14 protein-coding genes and 2 pseudogenes are annotated in these 19,438 nt (G+C 70.5%); 4 read left to right on the top strand and 12 right to left on the bottom strand.

Annotated features, from left to right (window positions below):
• Positions 1 to 44: 44 nt before the first annotated feature.
• From tpg to ACF1AG_RS32800, 3 genes are all read right to left on the bottom strand, one after another.
• Positions 45 to 602 carry a telomere-protecting terminal protein Tpg gene (gene tpg, locus ACF1AG_RS32810; RefSeq protein ID WP_391810899.1) on the bottom strand — a complete coding sequence of 186 codons (558 nt, stop codon included), beginning with the start codon at positions 600 to 602 and terminating at the stop codon, positions 45 to 47.
• A gap of 12 nt (positions 603 to 614) precedes the next feature.
• The gene (tap, locus tag ACF1AG_RS32805) at positions 615 to 2,861 is read right to left on the bottom strand and encodes a telomere-associated protein Tap (protein WP_391810898.1); all 2,247 of its coding nucleotides are present in this window, start codon (positions 2,859 to 2,861) and stop codon (positions 615 to 617) included.
• A 191-nt stretch (positions 2,862 to 3,052) separates the two neighbouring features.
• Positions 3,053 to 3,781 carry a hypothetical protein gene (locus ACF1AG_RS32800; RefSeq protein WP_391810897.1) on the bottom strand — a complete coding sequence of 243 codons (729 nt, stop codon included), beginning with the start codon at positions 3,779 to 3,781 and terminating at the stop codon, positions 3,053 to 3,055.
• 522 nt (positions 3,782 to 4,303) lie between these two features.
• Between ACF1AG_RS32800 and ACF1AG_RS32795 the strand changes: the two genes are divergently transcribed.
• From ACF1AG_RS32795 to ACF1AG_RS32780, 4 genes and pseudogenes are all read left to right on the top strand, one after another.
• The gene (locus tag ACF1AG_RS32795; protein WP_331462408.1) at positions 4,304 to 4,567 is read left to right on the top strand and encodes a helix-turn-helix transcriptional regulator; all 264 of its coding nucleotides are present in this window, start codon (positions 4,304 to 4,306) and stop codon (positions 4,565 to 4,567) included.
• 161 nt (positions 4,568 to 4,728) lie between these two features.
• Complete coding sequence (locus tag ACF1AG_RS32790) at positions 4,729 to 5,625, top strand: DUF6083 domain-containing protein (RefSeq protein WP_391810896.1); 897 nt, start codon at positions 4,729 to 4,731, stop codon at positions 5,623 to 5,625.
• A 429-nt stretch (positions 5,626 to 6,054) separates the two neighbouring features.
• A pseudogene (locus ACF1AG_RS32785) lies at positions 6,055 to 7,591 on the top strand (UvrD-helicase domain-containing protein).
• A 52-nt stretch (positions 7,592 to 7,643) separates the two neighbouring features.
• Complete coding sequence (locus ACF1AG_RS32780) at positions 7,644 to 7,853, top strand: hypothetical protein (protein WP_391810895.1); 210 nt, start codon at positions 7,644 to 7,646, stop codon at positions 7,851 to 7,853.
• 542 nt (positions 7,854 to 8,395) lie between these two features.
• On the opposite strand, the gene ACF1AG_RS32775 is transcribed toward ACF1AG_RS32780, so the two are convergent.
• From ACF1AG_RS32775 to ACF1AG_RS32735, 9 genes and pseudogenes are all read right to left on the bottom strand, one after another.
• Positions 8,396 to 9,265 carry an AAA family ATPase gene (locus ACF1AG_RS32775; RefSeq protein ID WP_391810894.1) on the bottom strand — a complete coding sequence of 290 codons (870 nt, stop codon included), beginning with the start codon at positions 9,263 to 9,265 and terminating at the stop codon, positions 8,396 to 8,398.
• Positions 9,262 to 10,848 (bottom strand): Mu transposase C-terminal domain-containing protein, encoded by a 1,587-nt coding sequence (locus ACF1AG_RS32770; protein ID WP_391810893.1) that lies wholly within the window; start codon positions 10,846 to 10,848, stop codon positions 9,262 to 9,264. The genes ACF1AG_RS32775 and ACF1AG_RS32770 overlap by 4 nt, the downstream gene beginning before the upstream one ends.
• Positions 10,849 to 10,896: 48 nt before the next feature.
• Positions 10,897 to 11,607 carry a type I-E CRISPR-associated protein Cas6/Cse3/CasE gene (gene cas6e, locus ACF1AG_RS32765; protein ID WP_391810892.1) on the bottom strand — a complete coding sequence of 237 codons (711 nt, stop codon included), beginning with the start codon at positions 11,605 to 11,607 and terminating at the stop codon, positions 10,897 to 10,899.
• On the bottom strand, positions 11,604 to 12,395 hold the full coding sequence (gene cas5e / locus ACF1AG_RS32760; RefSeq protein ID WP_391810891.1) for a type I-E CRISPR-associated protein Cas5/CasD: 792 nt from the start codon (positions 12,393 to 12,395) through the stop codon (positions 11,604 to 11,606). Before cas5e ends, cas6e begins: the two co-directional genes overlap by 4 nt.
• Positions 12,392 to 13,585 (bottom strand): type I-E CRISPR-associated protein Cas7/Cse4/CasC, encoded by a 1,194-nt coding sequence (gene cas7e / locus ACF1AG_RS32755; RefSeq protein ID WP_391810890.1) that lies wholly within the window; start codon positions 13,583 to 13,585, stop codon positions 12,392 to 12,394. The genes cas5e and cas7e overlap by 4 nt, the downstream gene beginning before the upstream one ends.
• A gap of 1 nt (position 13,586) precedes the next feature.
• Positions 13,587 to 14,255: a type I-E CRISPR-associated protein Cse2/CasB gene (locus ACF1AG_RS32750; protein WP_391810889.1), complete on the bottom strand. Its 669-nt coding sequence runs from the start codon at positions 14,253 to 14,255 to the stop codon at positions 13,587 to 13,589.
• 62 nt (positions 14,256 to 14,317) lie between these two features.
• Positions 14,318 to 15,924 (bottom strand): annotated as a pseudogene (casA, locus tag ACF1AG_RS32745) (type I-E CRISPR-associated protein Cse1/CasA).
• A 627-nt stretch (positions 15,925 to 16,551) separates the two neighbouring features.
• Entirely contained in the window at positions 16,552 to 17,178 is a 627-nt protein-coding gene (locus tag ACF1AG_RS32740; RefSeq protein ID WP_391810888.1) for a hypothetical protein, read from the bottom strand.
• Positions 17,179 to 17,237: 59 nt separating this feature from the next.
• Positions 17,238 to 19,415: a CRISPR-associated endonuclease Cas3'' gene (locus ACF1AG_RS32735; RefSeq protein ID WP_391810887.1), complete on the bottom strand. Its 2,178-nt coding sequence runs from the start codon at positions 19,413 to 19,415 to the stop codon at positions 17,238 to 17,240.
• Between the last annotated feature and the right edge of the window lie 23 nt (positions 19,416 to 19,438).

The following is a 19,438-nucleotide window of genomic DNA, read 5'->3' as shown; positions in this document are numbered from 1 at the left end:
CGCTCAGTCACACGCAGCTCGGAACACGAATCACTGCTGGAGTACTAAAGATCGAACTCCAGGTGCTCGATGTCCGTGAAGCGGACCTCCTCCAGTTGGCCCGCGCGGCGGCCGCCGTCCTGGAAGTACACCTCCTTGAGCGCTTCGGCCGCGATCCTCTTGAGGTGCTGCTCGGTGGCGCCCTGCTCCTGGGCCTCGAAGAGACGGGCGGCGTAGCGGGGCGGCAGCGCCACCGTGAGGTGGCGGAGGCGGTCCTCGTCAGTGGAGCCGATCGGGGCGGTGTAGCCGATCCGGGCGCGGGTGTCGATGACGATGCCGCCGGTCGTCGCTGCCTGTTGCCGGGCCTTGGCCCGGATCTGGGGCTGCCACCGCTTCTTCACCTCGCGCTCCAGGCGTGCGGCGAGGTCCGGGCGCGGCTTCTTGATTTGGCCCTTCACGTACCGCTCGACGGTGCGCTGGGAGATCTGCAGCATCTGGGCGACCGGCTTGGTGCCCTTGAACTGCTTGACCAGGTACCGCATCTGCGCGGGCGCGCGCTTGGGTGCCGGGCGGGTGAACGCCTTCTGCATCGCGGCTTCCAGGCCGTCCCCGAACAGGGTCATCGTCGCCCTTTCCTACTCTCCGTTGTCGATGTCGGTGACGGTGCCATCCTTGATGTAGCGGGCGAGGTTGAGCTCCGGTGCGTTGAACCGCTCGCGGACCTCCTCGCCCCACAGGACGCTCTGGGTGCCCTCGTGCTTGACCAAGCCCGGGTTGATGCCGAGCTTGAAGCCGCCGGGCAGCGGCTTGCCGTCCCGGTAGGGCAGGAAGTCCAGCGGCGAGGGCCCGTTGGAGGCGTAGACGACGCAGTCCGACAGGATCGCGACGGGGTAGTGCCCGGTGAACGCCGCGTGCTTGACGATCTTGCGGTGCAGGTTGATCCGGGTGCGGGAGATGACTGCGGCCCGGATGTCCGGCCGCCACGTGGGCCGGGACAGCGCCCGCCAGGGCTGCCCGGGCTTCCAGCCCTCGCCGCGGGGCCGCTCGCGCAGCTTGCCCAGGCCGCCCTTCACCGTCGCCTTGATCGCCGAGACGACGATCGCCAGCTCCGGATCACGGTCTTTGTAGCCGTCCATCGCGGCGAGGAAGTCGGCCGGTGTGAGGTCGGCGTCGACGCCGAGGTCGGCCATCGTGGCGAGGTACGCGTCGCGCAGGCGGTTGTACCAGGCGTCGAGGTAGCGGCCGTTGTCGTACCGCACGTATGCCTCGAGCGGCGCGACGTCGTAGCCGAGTTCCACCGCGTACGCCACTGTCGGCGTCGCGTACCAGGCCGGTCCTTCGGGGTGCTCGCCTTTCGGCGTGAACGGGCTGGGCAGCAGGCCGGCGTCCAGGTCGGTCCACTTGTCTTTGGCGACCTTCACGCGGGACAGGTCGACGTGGGACAGGTCGACCAGCCAGCTTCCGGGGAGCTTCGGGTCGAACACCGGCTTCTTGACATGTGTCGGCTCGCCGAGGCCGACGATCAGTCCGTTGGCGCCTGCGGCGAATGCCATGTTGACGTCGATGCCGACGAGGTTGCGGCGCATGCATTCGTCGTCGGTGAGCGGGCGCGCCCAGTCGTAGGCCTCCTCGAGCAGCTTTTCGGCCGGGCTGCGGACGTGGAAGCGCGGCAGGTCGTTGAGGAGTGGGTGCCCGTCCGGAGCTTCGCATGGCGCGCAGTCCACCGGGTGCTCGCCCAGTGAGCCGGGGTTCTTGCTGTCCGCCTTCCGGAAGCGGCCGGTGGCTTCGTCGCGCACGGCGTAGGTCGGTGGGTGCAGCGCGGTCATCAGCTCCAGGCCGGTTACGGCGGTGGAGCCGCGCGGCGTCATCACCCTCGACGCGTACACGCCCAGGAGCCGGGCGAGTTCCGCCGCCGGGAGCTGGGCAGCCTCGCCCCAGTGGCGGGAGTCGAGTGCGTGCCAGGACGGGATGCACAGCTGCACGCAGTTGCGCTCTGAGCCCTGTGCCGGGCGGTAGATCCTCGCCCAGGGCCCGAAGCCCCTTTTCGTGAGCTTCCAGTCGGCGCGGGCCAGTTGCTTGATGACCTTGTGGCCCTCCGGGATCCGTCCGGCGAGTTTCTCCTCGTCGGTGAGGGCGACGGGCAGGCCGTAGCGCTGCAGCGCGGTCTCGGTGAGCACGATCAGCGGGTCGCCGTCTTTGCCCGGCCCGGACAGCTTTGGCTGCCCGAGTCTGGCCTCCTTCAGGGTCCAGTCGACCAGGGCCGGGATGGACTTGGCGGGCACGTCCAGGACCAGGCCACCGACGCAATACGCCTGCACGTGGCCGTTGTCGTCGACGTCGACGACCGCAAGCGGGCCGTTGGCGAAGCGCGGATCGGCGCTGGCGGGAGTGGTTTCCGGGGCGGCCTTGCGTGCGGCCGGGCGGCGTGACGTCGACGACGGGCTGGTGATGCGCGCTGGACGTGATGCGGCGGGCGAAGCAGTGGTGGTGGGGCGGGGTTCGGTGTTTTCGGAAACTGCCGTGGTCGCAGCCTCGGAGGCCGGGACTGTGGACAGGGTCCGCGTTTCCGGAGCGGGGGCGGGGGTGCTCGCGAGCGTCGCGGGAGCAGCCGTGTCGTGTACCGGGGTTGTGGCGCTGGGATCGGCAGGGTAGAGCTCCAGGAGCTTGCTGAGCAGGCGTGCGTACGCGTCACGCTCGGGGGGCCGGGGCTCCGTCTTACCTGACTCCCACGCACTGACGGTCGCCCGACGCACCTGCAGGGCCTCAGCCACTTCGTCCAGTGTGAAGCCGTGGGCCTGACGCAGCCGCTTGCGCTCCGCCGGTGGCGGAAGCACGGCACGGGACGCGATCAGCGCGTCGACCCGGTCGAACAGCTCGGGCATGGAACACCTCCTGTGTCAACCATAGCCTGAAGCGCATGTTTCGCGTACGAATTGCGTACGAACAGCGTTCGGAGTCTTTCGGCGGGTGACTCGACGTAAGCCACGTGAAGCCGTACGAGGGGCCAGCAGACGACGTCCCGTTCAAGATCAAGTGTGCTGCGGCGCCTTTCGTCCAAGCAGCTGTCGCACAGTCACGTTCGTGCTCTTCCCTCATCCGTGGCCCCTGGAGCGGTCGGGTCGTACTGACGGTTGGTGTCGTGGACTCCTCTTCCGAGCGCCAGGGTCCAGTGCAGGTCTCCCGAGTGCCGGCAGGACTGCCATGACCTGAGCAGCCCGGTTGCTGTCAGTTGGTCGAGCAAGGTGGGTAGTTGGGCGAGCGGGAGGCCGCAGGCGCGCGCCATCTGGTCGAGCCCGCTCAGGCCACTGCCGGCCTGCGGGTCGGCGTTCGCTGCGAGGTAGGCGCTCGCCAGTTGCGGCAGCGGTCCGGTTGTTCCTGCTGTCGAAGGGGAGCCGGCACGCAGTGCCCAGTCCGCGGCGCGCATCCGGTCGGGGCGGGCCGGGGCTTGGCCGAGCAGCGTGGCGTCCAGTAGTTCGGCGGCGACCTCGTTGGCCGCGGTCGCGGGGATGATGCGCAGCCAGCGTGCGTGCTCCAGCTCGCGCCATGGGTCCTGGACTGCGCTGAGGCGGAGGCTGCGCAGTACGCCGTTGGGCAGTCGGACGTGCATTCCGGTGTTCACGCGGAGTGCGCACTGCAGCGCGAGCAGGCGCGCGGCGGCCGAGGTGCTGGCTGGAAGGGCAGCGGCCAGGTAGCTGAGGATTTCACGTACCCGGGTCTGTTCGCCGGGCCCTTTGGGGCGGCGTCTGCGCCGCCGGGCGGTTGTCGGGTGCAGCGGTGCGTGGGCGAGGACGGTGTCGGGCACTACGGCGGCCTGTGCTGTCGCTGCGGCGCAGGCGCTGCAGGTGTCGGCGAGCCGCCATAGTCGTCCGCCCCTTTCGCGTGCGAGGAGGAGGCGGATGGGGCCGGCGCAGCCGCGGTGGCGGGGGTGCCAGTGGCAGCCGCGTTCGTGGCATTGGCAGATCCGTAGGTGCGAGGGGAGGAGGTTGCCGCGTGCGTGCCGTGCGAGGTGGGCGAGGGCGGCTGCGCGTGCGGAGGCTGCGGCGATCTGCCCGCTGGTGTGTGGGCATTGTCGGCATGCGAGAGCAAGCCCGCCGGCGTGCGGGCGCAGTTCCACGGTCCAGGCGCGTGGTGTCGTCGGACATGCTGGGCGCAGCCTCATAGGCGCGTGTTCCTCCTTGTCACGTCCGCGCCGGTCCCGTTCTTGGGGTGGGGGCGGCCGCCCACCGTAGTGCAGACCTCTGCCCTCTCGCGGGCGCCGTCACCTGGGGAAATAGGGCAGAGGTATGCACTGGCAGTGCAGGGGTCTGCACCGTCGGATGGACGGGTGACGATCTTGCCGCCCGATCCGGACCTCACTGCGCTGCGGTTCGAACTCGCGCGCCTGCGGGCCGCGCGCGGGTGGAGCTATGACGAGCTTGCTTCCCGTAGCGGCCTGGGAAGACGCACCGTCATCGAGATCGAGCAGGGCCGCACCATCGGCACGCTGAGGACCTGGCACGCTCTCGCCCACGCCCTTGACACCCCGCTTGACGAGCTCTTCAGCACCCTGTGCCGCGGGCACGACCTGCCCGGCCCGGCCCAAGACTGACTCCCCTCCCGGGCGCCTGTCGCAGATCACCCGAACTGGCGAGACCTGCTCGAATGCACCATCGAGTGTTCGTACTCCAGTCGCACCGTATGAGGCTGACCGGGCGATCCGGCAGAGCTGCCTGCCGCGGATCCGGCGTGTTGAATGACAGGTTCGCCCGCATGCGCTCCACACCTCCTCCCCCGGCCCGGCGCTGGGACGGAAGCCCTCTCGCCCACCGCGTGCGCCGTTCCCTGCGCGTCTCCCCCGACGGCGTCAGCCGGCTGCTGCGCTGCGGCCAGGGCGACCGGTGCCGCGAATGCGGCAACCGAATCGAGTGGTACCACCGCGGCGCTCAGCGACCCGTCCGTCTTCATCCGCACGAGCTTCCGGCCGCCCGGGTGCCCTCCGTGTGCCGCTGGCATGTCAGCTCCGGTGTCGCCTACCCGGGCGGAGACGGCAGCGACTGGTGCCGTCTGCCGCACGCCGTCGTCTGTCCCGCCCGAGACGTTCCCCCGCCCCCTCCCGAGCTGACCGGGCTGCGCCGGTCGCTCGCCGTGAACACCCGCCGTCTGATCGACGCTGGCGCCTTCACTCCTTGCCCGGCCTCCCCCGGCAGCCCAGCACCCCAGCGAGGGAACCCGGCAGCCTGCCGCCCGGCCCGCCCCGTCGTACAGCTGCTGTACGTGCGCTACCTCGCCGCCCGCCCGGTGGACGAGATCCAGTGCATCGCCCAGACCCGGCGCCGTCACCGCTGCACCAACACCCTGCTCTCCCCCGACACCCCGGCCGGCACCTGGAAGCTGGTCCCAGCCGCCGCGACGAGCGGGCAACTGGCCCTGCCCGCCGCGGTCATGGCCATCTACGACCTCAGCGCCATCCCGTACGCCGAGCAACTGCGCTGGCGCGCCCAGCGCTGTCTGCGGCACTCCGCCATCCCCACGGCCGCCGATCTGGCGGTGGCCGACTGGGAGCCCTTCGACCCCCTGGCTCACCACGCGCACATCCACAACCGCCTTCCCGCCCGTACCCGACGCTCAGGCCCCGCCGGCAGGGCACAGGAGGCAGTTGACCCATGACGCCCTTCCCCGTTCTCGAGCTCACCCTGCCTGGCCAGCCGCGCAGGGCGAGCTCCAGCACGCCCGGGCAAGCATCCGGCCGACCGCGAACGCGGACCGTGCCCGGCTGATGACGGTGCAGAGCGCGCAGCCTGGGCGGCGGGCCGCAGGATGTGTTCAGCCGGTGCGGTGCCGGGAACCTTGCCCAGCATGAACGCGCTCGGCGCCCGGAGAACCGGCTCGAGAATCTGCTCGCGCACCCCACTGTCGAAGAAGTTCTCATCTGCGCGGCCCGACTACTGCACGGCCGGCATCACCACTGCATCCCGGCAGCGCTGTGAGCCCATCCTGGGCGCTGCACCTTGACTGGGCGACAGCCAACACTGCCAGCCCTCACTCATCACTCCTTTCCCCCTTCCGATACTTTTCTTCTCTTCCGCGGAGCCCTCGTTGCACACGCCCACCGACGAACAGGCCCACGCTGCCGACGTTTTCCGGGCCAGTCACCATCTCGTCCTGCAGGCCGGCGCCGGGACAGGGAAGACCAGCACCCTCGGCCTCCTCGCGGCCAGCACCCACCGCCGCGGCCGCTACCTCGCCTTCAACAAGAACATCGCCCAAGACGCCGCCGGCCGCTTCCCCCGCACGGTGCTGTGCAAGACCGCCCACGCCACAGCCTTCGCCGCCGTCGGTCACCGCTACACCCGCCGCCTCAACAGCCCACGCCAGCCCGCGTGGAAGACCGGCCAGGCGCTCGGCATCACGCGTCCGGTCCGTATCGGCGCTCACGAGATCGGGCCCCGCGCGCTCTCCCACACCGTGCTGCGCACGGTCACCCGCTATTGCCACTCCGCCGACCGCATCCTGGCCCGCCACCACGTGCCACGCCTGCGCGGCCTGGACACACCCGGCGACCACGCCCGACTTGCCGACGAGGTCATGCCGTTCGCCACCAAGGCCTGGGCCGACCTGCACAACCCCGATCAGGGTGTGGTCCGTTTCGAACACGACCATTACCTGAAAATGTGGGCCCTGACCGGGCCGATCCTCGAAGCCGACTTCCTCTTCCTCGACGAAGCCCAGGACACCAACCCGGTCCTGGAAGACGTCTTCACCGCCCAGCGCGGCCATGCCCAACTCGTCATGGTCGGCGACTCCGCCCAGGCCATCTACGGCTGGCGCGGCGCCCGGGACGTGATGACCGGCTTCGACGCCACCCCTCTCACCCTGACCCGCTCCTTCCGCTTCGGCCCTCTGATCGCCGAAGAGGCCAACCGGTGGCTCACCCTCGCCGACGCCCCCATCCGCCTGACCGGCAGCGAGACCATCCCCACCGAAATCGGCAGCCTCGACCGGCCGGACGCAGTGCTGTGCCGTACCAACATCGGTGCCATGGCCGAAGTCATGCGCCTGCTCTCCACCGGCCACCGCGTCGCCCTCACCCGAGGCGGCCAGCAGCTGGCCGCGCTCGCCCTCGCGGCCCGCGACCTCAAGAACGGCCGCCGCACCTCCCACCCCGAACTCGTGCTCTTCGCCTCTTGGGGCGAACTGCAGGACTATGCCGCCCACGACCCCGCAGGACGTGACCTCCAGCCCTTCGTCGACCTCATCGACACCTATGGACCCGACGCCATCCTCACCGCCGTCGATCAGCTCGCCGTCGATCAGCTCGCCGACGAGCAGCACGCCGACGTCACCGTCTCCACCGCCCACACGGCCAAGGGCCGCGAATGGCCCACCGTCACAATCGCCGACGACTTCCCCCCCCCCCCCCCCGCCCAAGGACACCGACCAGCACGACGACCACGGACGCCCCATTCCGGAGCCCGTCAGCGACACCGATGCCCGCCTCGCCTACGTCGCCGTCACCCGCGCCCGCCACCACCTCGACCTCGGCGGCCTCTCATGGATCAACACCCACCCCGCCCCGCACCGAGCGCCAGCTGAAACCCGCGCAACGGCTAGCGTCATGACCTGCGCGGGTTAACGCCCGGCTCCCCGACGAGCAGCAGGCCCACCGGCCAAAGGAGGCCACCACGATGACATTCACGGCCGCGGAACGAGAAGCGATCGCCGCCCACTCCGCCGCTCTCGGCCTGTCCGCCGATGAGTACATCTGTCAGACGGCAGCCGACCGGGCCCTGTCCTGGCAGCGCGAGCGGGAAACCTTCCACGCAATGGCGCAGCGACGCGGCTGCACCGCCGACGAGCTGGTGCAGCGCGGAACCCTCACCGACAACAGCCACTAACCAGCCCGCACCCACAGCCCCCAGGGAGCCGCCACGCGAGAGGTGCGGCTCGTCCGACAAGGCCACTGCCGGTGGCCGACCCGCCTGTTCGGCCCGGTTCGCGTGCTCCGCCTTGCCCTCCGGCAGAAGGCACTGCTGACTGCCGCCCGGACCACACGAGTAAGATCCTCTATCGATAGAGCTGGCCTCGAAGGTCAACAAGGGGGCATCCCCACGTAAGTAGGGGTCTATCCACGGCCGCACCACCGGCGGCGTCACCACCTGGTTGTTCCCCACGCGGGTGGGGTCCGCCCTCAACGAACGCGGCCAACCAGCTGCTCGAGTACGGCTTCGTGGACCGAGACGGGGCTCCGGAGCAACCGGCCCGTGTGGTGCGTTGGCTGGGCGGGCTGGTGATTGTTCGCCCCCTCCGGGAGCGTGGAGGTGCCAGCCGCTCCCCCACGTTGAGGATCACCGGGCGTTGGAGTATCACGGATAGCTGCCCGTGCCGCACCGCCAGCTCCGGTGACGGTGCGGATGCGCCCGGACACCGGGGCGGCGCTTCAGTCGGTGTGACGTTGGGTGGGGTCGAGGCGGCTGAGGACGGCGCGCACGAGGTCCCGGCTGTAGGGAGGGAGCGGTGCGGCCGCGCCGTGTGGAGTGGGCGGTTTCGTCGGACCCGTGCTACCGGCTCCCTTCGAGCCGGGGCCGCCGTGCTGTTCCCGGAGCAGGTAGGTGATTTTGGCCCACTGGCGGAAGTTGCCGTGGCAGGCGACATCGTCGATCCACAGCAGTTCGTCGGTGGGTACGTCCGCCCACAGCGGGTGGTACTCGGGGATGACGGTGAGGACTTCGGCCGGGGTGAGGGGCTTGTAGCGCTGCCAGACGAGGATGCGGGAGTCCAGAGCCGGACGGTTCTTGATCTTCTGGTAGCAGGTTTCGGCTCCGCCCAGAACGACGGCGAGGCGGGTGTCCTCGTCGTCCCAGAGCCCGCGGATGAATTCGAAGGCCCGGGTGTCGAGCCACTGCGCTTCGTCGACGACCAGGACGCGCGGGGTTTCCGACAGGGCTTCCTTGAGGATGGTTTCGCAGCGGGTGCTGTTGAGGGGGGCCTCGCCGGGCAGGTCGAGCTTTTTGTACAGGGCGGCGCGCAGGGCCTGGATTTTGGCGGAGCCGACTTTGATGCGCAGGGTGGTGTGGGGGGCGAGGTCGTCGAGGTGGCTGTTGACGGCGAAGGTCTTGCCCAGGCCGACGCCGCCGTGGACGCACATGATGGCGCCCTTGCCGGCGTCGGTGTTGAGGGTGGTGACAAGGTTGGCGTAGGTCTCTGCGCTGGCCTGGGTCAGCATGGCGCGGGCGCCGGGCAGGCCCATGTAGTGGTAGTTCGGGCCGGCGGTCGGCTGGTTGTCGGGCGTGGTGGTCGGGTGGGTCACTCGGTGTCCTGGGGCTTGGGGCCGGGCCGGGGTTTGGTCCAGCGGGCGGAGTCGGGATGGGGCCGGTTGAGGAGGTCGGGCCGGGCCTCGGTCTGCAGCTGACTTTCCGGTGTGTGCAACTCGTGTAGCTGGGCGGCTGCCTGGCTGGCGGTGAGCCGGTTGAGGGGCTCGGGCGCGGCGGCGACGCTGGTGGCGGCGTAGCGGGGGGTGGCGTTCTTGCGGGCTCGGCGGGCTTTGGCGGCGTAGCGGTCGGCTTCGCGTCGGCGGGCGTTGCGCAGTGCGCGGGCTTGACGGGGGCTCATCTCGTCGCTGCGGAAGGCGGGGCCGCGGTAGGTGAGGGTGTCGGCGTCGTAGAGCTCGACGCGGTGGTAGTGGTGGGGTTCGTGGCGCAGGCGGACCATCTCGCCGGCGCTTGAGTGGCCGTGCATCCAGTCGCCGACGTAGTAGGCGCTCTTCCAGCGCACCCCCTTGCTGGTGATCTTCCGGGGTGGGCCTGCGTCGGTGAGGGTGTAGGTGTGCAGGTCGGCGGGGTCGAGGGTGTCGACGGGGGTGAGGTCGGCGTTCCATGCCTGGGCGGGGGTGCGCCGGTGGAGGCGGGCGATGGTGTGGTCGTTGTTCCACCAGTCCACCCAGTCGAGGACGACGGTGACGAAGGTTTCGTAGTCGAGGAGTTCATGAAGGGCCCATAAGGGCTGGCCGCGGCGGTCGCGGCGGCTTCGGGGGGTGTGGGCGTAGCCGGGCAGTCCTTTGAACAGCATGTGCTTGGCGGAGCCGTTGATGGCTTCGACGGTGCCTTTGAGGTGGGGGCTGTAGGGCGGTAGGACGATCAGTTCGGTGCCGAACTTTTTGAACGCCTCGTCCACGCACTTGCCCAGGAAGTCACGGCCGCGGTCGGTGCGGATCTTGCGGGGGATGCCGCCGAAGGGCCGGTGGTGGCCGCCGCAGAGGATGGCGTCGCGGGCGGCGGCCAGGATGGCGTCCTGGCTGGGCTGGTGGGGGGTGATGGCCAGCCCGCAGATGACGGCGGTGGTGTGGTCGATGAACCAGGTGATCCACGGTTTGACGCGGCGGCCGTCGACGTTGACGAAGGCGGATGCTTCGACGTGGTCGGTTTCCCAGACGTCGTTGCGGTTGCCGTGTGGGCGCAGGGCGTGCACGTCGTGCCAGCGGCGGGCGGCTTCGCCCCCTTTGAGGGCGGCACGCTGGCCGGGGGTGAGTTCCCGGTCTACGGCGCGGTAGAAGGTGGCCTGGGATACGCGGGGCGGGTTGCCGAAGATGTTGTCGGCGACGAGTTCGCGGTAGGTGGCTGCCGCGTTGCCGTGCCAGCGGGCCAGGGCGTCGTGCATGGCCGGGGTGAGGGTGAAGTGGCGGCGGCCTTGGGGGGTGTAGGTGCCGTGGTGGGCGTCGGCGTTGTCCATCCAGCGGCGCACCGTGCGCCAGTGGACGTCGAACCCGGCGGCGACGGTACGGACATCGTGGTGAGCGAGGCGGTCTGCGGCGCGCAGGCGCAGCAGTCGGCGTACGGCGGCGGCGCGCAGGGAGGTGAGGTCGTAGGGGCCGTTGGGTGGTGGTGTGGCGGGCACGGTTGTTCGGGGGGCTTCCTTGGGGTGGTGGGCGTCGGCGCGGGTGGGTCAGGCGGGGGCGAGGGTGAGCAGGCCGGCGCCGTAGGGCTTGCCGCGGCCGATGCCGGTGAGCAGGGCGTGGCTGAGTTGGTGGGGGTCGGTGATGGTGGCCAGGCCGTCGAAGCGGGTGAGTGCGTGCAGGGGGCCGGGAGGGTGGGTTTGTTGGCCGGGCTTGTCGGCGCGGCGGCGTCGGCGGGGGAAGCGGACGGGGGTGATGTCGGTGGTGGCCAGGGTGAGGCCGGCTTGGTGGGCGCGGCGCTGCCACCAGGCGAGGGCGTCGTCGCCGTAGAGGGCGACGATTTTCCGGCCGTGCTTGTTGTCGACGGGCTGGTGGTGGTCCAGGACGCGGCGGGCGGCGCTGGCGTTGGCGGTGATGCGGTAGCGCACCGCTCGGCCGGGGGTGAGGGCCTGGAACATGGGGTGCAGGGGTCGAGTTTCGGCGCTGCCGTAGCCGTGGGGCAGGCGGGTGAGGTCGGGCGGCTGGTGGGACTGGACGAGCAGGGTGGGTGGGGTGTCGTCGGTGGCGTCTTCCAGGCGGAAGAGCAGGCCGGCCTGCTGTCGGGGGTTTTGCCCGAGGTTGTCGGGGGCCAGGAGCATCACGCTCTTGTGCAGGCTGACGGCGTCGGTCAGGTCACGGCGGGCGGCCGGGCTGCGGCGGTTGAGGCGGATGCGGGTGAGGGCCGCTGTGGTGGTGAGGGCGGTGGTTGGGGTGCTGGTCACGGGGTGGTGTCCTGATGGATGTAGGCGGTCAGTTCGTTGAGTGCGGGGGGTGGGGCGTACAGGGTGGCGGGCAGGTTTTCGGTGGTGTGCCAGGTACGGCGGGTGGTGTGGAAGCGCCGTGTGGGAGTGAAGTCGTGGGGGACGTCGGCGACTTCGCGTTCGCTGTGTGCGGCGGGCACGTGGGAGGGCGGGTGTTCCCAGACGAAGGCGACGGGCACGGTGGCCTGGCCGGTGCGCGGTGGTGTGGTGAGGCTGAGCGGGACGTGGTGGAGGAGTTCACCGATGGGGTCGGGGTGCGGGCCGCCGAGGACGAGGGGTTCGTTGGGGAGGCAGGCGCGCCGGCCGAGGTAGGGGCCGAAGGCGGGTTGTTCGAGCCGCGTCAGGAGGTGTTCGAGGAACGGGTCGGGTCCTTGGACGGCGAGGGTGAAGACGGCGTCGGCGAGGTAGACCCGTTCGGTGATGAGGGTGGACTTCTCGCGGGGTCGGTAGGCGCCGCTGCTGGTGCGCAGGCCCTGGCGGTGCGGGCGGCCGCCGCCGACGGTGTGGTAGTCGGTGTGCCGGGTGCCGGGGCGGTCGATGCGGACGGTGAAGGTCAGGTCGGTGTAGGGGTTTTGGCCGGTGGCCGGGTCGGGGGCGAGGGCTTCGCTGCGGGGGCGTCCGTCTGCGGCGGCGAACAGGCCGATGAGGGCCGAGCGGGAGGGGAAGGGGAGGGTGTCGCGGTAGTGGAAGGCGGCGTGCTCTCCGAACGACATCAGCGGTGCGGCCAAGCGCAGCAGGATGCCGTTCATACGAGGGTCCCGGTGGGCAGGGCCGCGTTTTTGGTGAGGGCGTCGATGAGGTCGTCGAGGCCGGCGTGGGCGGTGCCGAGGTGGTCGATGGGGTCGGGGTGCAGGGTGGCGTAGCCGCGGCCGACGAGGCGGCGGGTGCCCAGCAGCCGGTTCAGCCCGGCGGCGTGCTGGGACAGGGCGGTGATGGCGGGAGCGGTGTAGCCGCCGCCCCGGGCGTGCTTGACGGGCTGTTCGAAAGCGCCGGCGTAGGAGACGGGGCGGCGGTCACGGATCGTGTAGTGGACCAGGTGGGGGTAGGTGTGCGGGGCGGTGGAGGTCTTCTTCGCGCTGGGCATGACGTCGATGAAGGCGTCGGCGAACAGGCCCAGCAGGTGCAGGGCCTGTTCGTGGTCGCCGTTCAGGTTGCGGGTCAGTTCGGTGAGGTTGACCGTGGCGTAGCGGTAGAGCAGGCCGGTGGTGAAGAACGCGGTCTGCAGGTGGGCGCTGCCGGCTTCGTTCGGGGCTGCCCAGTCCTCGACGGTGGTGAAGTAGTCGGGCTGGGGTGAGCTGGCATGAACGGTGAAGGCGGGGGCCATCTGCACGGCGCCGTCGACGTGGGCGTCGGGCACTTCGGCGAGCATGCGGCCGAAGAGGTTGATGGTCGCGGTGCGCCGGCGGATCACGGAAGCGACCCTGGGCGTGGGCAGGACGGCTTCCGCCTTGGGCTTCTTCTTGCGGGGTCCTTTGGCCGGGGCGGGCTGGGCGGCGGTTTCCTTGGCGAGGGCTTCTTCGAGGTGCGGGCGGTGTTCGGTGCACAGGTCGGTGAGGTCATCGAGGACGTCGCGCGGCAGGTAGAGGGTGGCTGAGGTGATGCCGCGCTGGTTTTCTTCGGTTTTGAGGCCTTCCGTGGTGGCCGAGCGCACGATCTGGGTTCCGGCGAAGGCGGCCAGGTCGGTGGGCCAGCCTGCCGCACGCAGGGCGTCGGCCACCCGTAGGGGCAGCATGCGGGTGCGGGCTGCGTGCTCGTCCAGGACGTCCTCCAGGTGCAGGCGCACGGCCCGCTTCCAGGACTGCGAGGACACCAGGGCGCGGACTACGCCGCCCAGGTTCAGTGTCTTGGGCAGGTCGTCTTCTCCTCGGTTGAGGAGGGAGGCGGGAAGTGGGTGCAGGATGTGGAAGTCGGCGTAGCGGGCGGGGGCGTAGGCGGTCATGTCACTGCTCCTTGGACGTCAGGGTGCGCAGGGTGAGGAAGTAGTTCTCGCGCCAGCGGGCCGCTATCTCGAGTTGGTCGTCGTCCCACCAGGCCAGGTCTTCCAGCAGGACGGCGAAGTCGAGGCGTGCGGCGCCGCGGCTGTTGAGGTGGCCGGTCAGCGTCCACAGCCTCGGGTGCAGCAGCGAGGTGTCGAGCCGGGTGAGAGTTTTGACGCGGTTGGTCATCGTGGCTTCTTTGAAGCCGTAGCGGGCCACGGCGACGGCGAGGTGGGTGCCGAGATCGGGACGGCGGCGCCAGGGCCGCTCGGCCGTGCTCGCCGCCGCTGCTGCTGAACCCGACGGGTCGGATGCCGGAGCTGTGTTCGCGGCCGGTGCGGTGGCGGCGTCCTGGTCCTTGCCGGGGAAGGGCTGCTCCGGCTGGTAGGGGCCTTCTTCGTGGGGCAGGTCGCGGTGCAGGGCGATGAGTGAGGCCACGGTGTAGTGGGCGCGGCGTGCTCCGAAGCCGGCGATGTGCCGGGTGAGGTGCTCTGGCATCCGGGAGCACTCTGCGACGGGCCGTCCGAAGCCCGAGTTGAGGTCGGCGCGGATGCCCTTGACCGCGCACACGGTGATGACCTGGTGGACGAAGTCGTCGTAGTGGGCGCGGCGTTGCGCGGTGGTGACGGGCATGAGCGGGAGAGCCTCCGATAAGGCGGCAAGAAGGAGAGGGCACAGGGACGTGGTGAGGGAGGTCAGCGGCCGCGCAGGCGCAGCTGGGCCAGGGCGGTGGCGACGGCTTCGGCGGCGCGGAAGTGCTGGGCGATCGCCGGGCGGGTGGCGGTGCGCAGGGCGTCGATGGCGTCCGCGGCGAACGCCGCGCGGGCGCTGCGGGCGGGTTCGTTCAGCAGGATCCAGAAGGTGGCCTCGGCGCGGGGCCAGTACAGGGTGCGGGCGCTGCGGGTCCAGGGCGGCAGGTGGCGGGGGCTGCCGGAGTTGGTGGTCTGCTTCCAGGCGTCCTGGGAGAGGCGGTCGAGGTGGGCGCCGATGTCTTCGGCGGCCTTGCGGCATGCGGCGATCCGTTCGGCCGCGGCAGGGTCGCATTCCTGCGTCCATGGCCAGATCGGCGGGGTCAGGGCCGTGTACCAGGTGCGGTTTTTGGTCTTGCCGTCCTGGTCGAATCCGTAGACCCGCACCCGCAGGGCGGCGCGCAGGTCGGGGGGCAGGTCGTTGAGGGTCGTGAAGGCGTCGGGGCGCTGAACGGTGTAGCGGCCTTTTCCGCTCTTTGCCTGGGTGCCTTTGCGGTCGTCCTCGTCGCCCGCCAGCAGCAGCGCGTCCAGGTCGCGCCACAGGGCCCGGTCGGCGTCCGCGCGGCGTGGTCGGTGGCGTCGGGTGACGGGCTCGTCCGCATGGACGTGATGGATGAGGTAAGGGTCGAGGGCTGGGTGTTTTTCTGGGTGGCCCAGGTCAGGTAGGCGTCGGTCACGTGGCGTCCGTCCGGTGCGGGGATGAGGAGGACGGCGTGACGCGAGCGGCCGGTCAGCAGACGGCCCGGTGAGGACACCGGCGGCGGCGCCGCATCGGGGTCCGGTCCCTGGACGAGGTCACCGTCGACGGGGTCACCGTCGTCGGGGTCGGGGTGGGGCAGGGGTTCCTCCCAGGGGCAGTGGTCCACTGCGTCCGGCCAGGACGGGTCGGGCTTGGGTATGCCGGCCAGGAGGGTCTCGTACAGGGTGCGGCCCAGGGGGTGGAAGGACAGACTCGAGCGCAGCGGGCCGGCTTTGGCCCGGCTGAGGGAGCGGTCGCCTACGGTGCGCACGGACCACTGGCCGGCCGCGCCGTAGTAGTGGTGGATGAGCATGTGCCACAGTGCCTGGGCGCTGGGCACCGGCTGCGGGTCGCTGTCGGAGTGCGGGCTGAGCCAGGAAAGGTTGTTGCCCTCGGGGCGGCCGAAGACCAGCTTGTTGACGCCGGCGCGTTGGGGGCACTGGCTGGCCAGTCTTGGGTCTTGCAGGAAGGGCCGCGCCGGGTGGAACAGGTCCCAGATGTAGGCGTCGAAGTAGGTATGAACGACGTCGGGGTCGAGTCCGGCGGGCTGTGCCAGTAACTCCCTGCGGCGTGCGGCCCACTGTCGTGCCGTCATTCGTCGCCGTCCTCGTGCGTCCAGGCCGCTGACCCGTGCGGCCATCACCACGAGCAGGCGTAGGACGGCTGATGCCGCCGGCGGGACGGGAAGTGCCAGGTCCTTGATGAGGTGGGCGCGCAGCAGCACGTCCCGCCACCCCAGCTCCTCCTGGCGTCCGTCCGGGAAGAGGACGGGAATGCACGGTTCTTTGTCGGTCTCAAAATGCGGGGAAGACACACAGGATCCATTGCAGGGTACGAACAGGAGAGGTATTTCGGGGAGACTCGCGCGCCGGAGCGGTAATTCTGCGCAGGCCAAGGCACAAGGAGCGCACCAGGGCGGCAGGAAAGGAGGGGGCAGACGGTGCGGGCGCGGGCCGGGTCAGGCCACGCCGACGTGCCGCCCCTGCACCACGGGGGCACCAAGGGTGCGGTGCACACAGCGCAGCAGGCAGGGCGCGCGAGACCGGACTCGAACGTCAGCCCGGCTCCGCGTTTTCCATATTAGCTATAGACGAGCAGCTTCCGAACCACATAGTCCAGCCGACAATTACCGGTCGGTGCCCCTTTTTTGAGGGTAAGCCATTTCCGTATCGCACTCCTCAATCCGTGCCGACAGGCGCGACGGCTGTCACTTCTCATTTCGATGTCACTGCCGGTTCTCGCTCAGATGTCAGGTCCTGTCTGGTCCCAGCCGCGGCAAGGGGGCATCGGATGAGAAGCCCTGGCGGCCTGATATGAGAATGCTCGGCCTTCTGTCATCTGGCACCGCGCAGCTGCGTGCCCCGGGCAGGAAGGTCCGGCCTTCCTGCAACAGCGATGCCTATTGAGGGGTTCGGGCAGGCGGCGTGGGGCGGGAAGCGGCTCAGTCTTCGGTGTGGACCAGTCCCAGGGCGCCGTCGAGGTGCAGACGGTGCCGGCCAAAGCGCACCGGCCGGGAGGGATCGCCGGCGTCCTGCGCGAGCAGGATGAGGTCGGCGAGGAGTGCGTGACTGCGCCAGGACGCTGGGACGTGGTGGTCTCTTGTGCGGCCGGCGACCCAGGCGACGGGGACGGGCAGGGTGTGCTGGAGGATCGTGCGGATCTGAGCGGTGGTCGGTTTGCGGTGCTCGGGCAGCGGCCGGGTGCCGGCCGCGTCCAGAGTGAGGCGGCCGCAGGCCATGCGGTAGACGGGCAGGAGGCGGCGGGGCATGGCGCCCAGGCGGGTGGCGGCCTCGCGGGGGTGCAGGTTCTGGCGGTGCAGATCGGACAGCGAGAGGGTGTCGTGCCAGGCGGGGACCAGGTGCAGCAGGCTGTGGTGTTCCTCGGTGCGGGTGCGGGCCTGGTGCAGGGTGTGGCTGCGGCGCAGGGCGGCATCGGTGCGGGCCAGGGTGTCGGCGTCTCCGTGTACGGCTTCCACCAGCTGCTGCACATCGTCGGGCAGGGTGAGCGGCTGCTCGGGCCGTCGGGCGAGATAGGCGGCGGTGGCGAGCGGCAGGAACGGGGAGTCCAACGGGCGCCAGGCGGGCGGCAAGAGGGTGCGGCCGCGATGGTCGGTGGGCTCCAGGACGATCAGGCGGGGGCGGCGACCGCCGCACAGCCAGTCGGGCCGTTTGATGTGGTCGAAGCGCCACAGGCGGCCCAGGCGTTGCAGGAGGGTGTGCAGGGGCGCCAGGTCCTGACCATGACGTCGACGTCGATATTGAGGCTCATATCCAGCAGACTGGTGGTGACGACTACCAGCCGCCCTGGGCGCTCCCCGGCTGAGGCCAGAGCGGTGCGGATACGGCGGGTAAGGGCCTCGCGTTGGTAGCCGGGCAGGCGGGCGTGCAGCAGGAGCAGCTGCCCGTCAGGGCCGCCGTCCGGCCAGTCGAGAGCAGTACGCAGATGCGTGTAGGTGGTCTGGGCGTCGGCCATGGTGGCGCAGTACACCGCGGCGCAGCCGCCCGAGCGGGCGACGGGGGCGATCTCCTGAGTGATCCGCTCCAGGCGGCTCTCCCTGGCGGGGGTGTCTTCGGGGTCGGTGCAGGAGGGGTGGCGCACCGGGTGGAGACGGAGGTCGACGCGGCGGCGGTGGCGGTCGGCATGGGCTTTGGCCGCGGCCGGGTCGATGCGGGTGAGGGAGGCGTCCGAGGCGGCGGCGTAGAGCCAGCCCGGGTAGGAGGGCCGGCAGTCCAGGTGGGCTGTTGCGGGGTGCGGGTGGCCGGCGCCGTCGAGATAGCTGCGGACGAGCTGGCTGCTGATGTGGCCGGGCAGAGTTGCGGACAGCAGCACCACGGGGCAGCCCAAGGCGCCGAGCCAGTGCAGCAGCCGGGACAGTGTCTGCCGCATGTACGGGGGCAGGGCGTGGACTTCGTCGACGATGACGGTCCGCCCGCACAGGGCCAGCATGCGCAGGGCGCTGAAGCGGACCGGCAGGACGGCCATGAGGGCTTGGTCGTGGGTGGCGACGGTGAACTGGGCCAGCAGGGCCCTGTCCCAGCCGCGCAGCCAGCCGTCGGGCACCGTGACGCGTTCTTCGGGCCGCTCCCCCGCAGCCGGCTTGCCCTCGTCATCGTCGCCGTCGCCGCTGTCGGGCCAGTAGGCGTCGCTGGTGGAGGGTTCGTGGGCGGCCAGGCGGTGGTCGGTGTAGGCGGTGTTGTCGTAGCTGTGGCTGTGAACCAGGGAGACCGGGGCGTGCTCGGGATGGTGGGCCGCGACGTAGGCCTCGAGGAGGTCGTAGGCGGCGTCGGTGGTGGCCATCGTCGGCAGCAGCCACAGGATGCCGGCCGTGTCCCCGCAGGCGTTGAAGATCCGTGCTGCTTCCAGTGCGGTGACGCTCTTTCCGCCGCCGGTGGCGTCGGTGACCACCAGGATGCCGGGCCCCTTCTCCCCCACCGCGGCAGTGAGTTGCCCGATCACCGAGGCCTGCAGGGCGTTCGGCCCCTCCAGACCGCCGTGGGCCCGGGTGAACGGCACCTGCGGCAGGGTGATGCGGGCCAGCCCGGACTCCTCGACCACAGCGGGGGCGTCCCGGACGGCCTGGGCGAAGTGCTCGCTGGCGCCGAAGGCGGGCGCCTGGGCTTTGGGCAGCCAGTAGTGGCGCTGGCTGGCCAGCCGGTCCGCGATGATGCCGATTCCGGTGATCAGCACGGCCGCCGGCGCCGACACGTCCGAGGGCACGGCGGTGGCGCCGGTCAGGTGGCGCAGCAGGGCGAAGTAGCGGCGACGTAGATCCTGCCAGGCCGGCCCGCCCAGGGCGAGGTTGACCCGGGAGGCTTTGGCTGCACCGTCGATGTCGACCTGCAGGAAGCGGCCGTGGTGGCCGCCCAGGATCTGGGCGACGAGCACTCCGGGGCTGTCGGAGGTGTCCGCCGGATAGCCAGCCTCGGCCAGCAGGTGCAGCACACTGTGCATGGACGCCCGTTCGTGCGGCATACGCCGCCAGTCACGGATGTCCGCGCGCAGGGTGTCGCTGACCCGGGCCCAGGGATGCGCCTCCTGTTCCTGGAAAGCGGACAGCTTGCCCAGATCGTGCAGGCCGGCGATGAACATCACCAGACAGCGCGCCTCGGCCAGGGTGAGCGCCAGTCCTGCGGCGATCAGCCGACGCTGACCGCGGGTCAGATACCGGTCCCAGAGCACGCCCGCGAGCGCCGCGACATCCAGCAGATGAAACAGCAGCGGATACACCGCCCACGCGCCACGGTCGAACTTGCCCCACGGCGTCAGATCGATCCCACCGTGCCGGGCATCCTCCCGCACCCCCACCGAATGCTCCCGCTCCGCTCTAC

The organism is Streptomyces sp. NPDC014764, assembly GCF_043082785.1.
GTDB classification, from domain to species: Bacteria; Actinomycetota; Actinomycetes; order Streptomycetales; family Streptomycetaceae; genus Streptomyces; species Streptomyces althioticus.
Note: the sequence above shows the minus strand (reverse complement) of the source record. Positions and strands in the feature narration are given on the sequence as shown.

Coding starts and splice junctions, on each gene's coding strand:
- tpg (WP_391810899.1), bottom strand. CDS start 602: ATGACCCTGTTCGGGGACGGCCTGGAAGCCGCGATGCAGAAGGCGTTC.
- tap (WP_391810898.1), bottom strand. CDS start 2,861: ATGCCCGAGCTGTTCGACCGGGTCGACGCGCTGATCGCGTCCCGTGCC.
- ACF1AG_RS32790 (WP_391810896.1), top strand. CDS start 4,729: ATGCGCTCCACACCTCCTCCCCCGGCCCGGCGCTGGGACGGAAGCCCT.
- ACF1AG_RS32780 (WP_391810895.1), top strand. CDS start 7,644: ATGACATTCACGGCCGCGGAACGAGAAGCGATCGCCGCCCACTCCGCC.
- cas5e (WP_391810891.1), bottom strand. CDS start 12,395: ATGAACGGCATCCTGCTGCGCTTGGCCGCACCGCTGATGTCGTTCGGA.
- cas7e (WP_391810890.1), bottom strand. CDS start 13,585: ATGACCGCCTACGCCCCCGCCCGCTACGCCGACTTCCACATCCTGCAC.
- ACF1AG_RS32750 (WP_391810889.1), bottom strand. CDS start 14,255: ATGCCCGTCACCACCGCGCAACGCCGCGCCCACTACGACGACTTCGTC.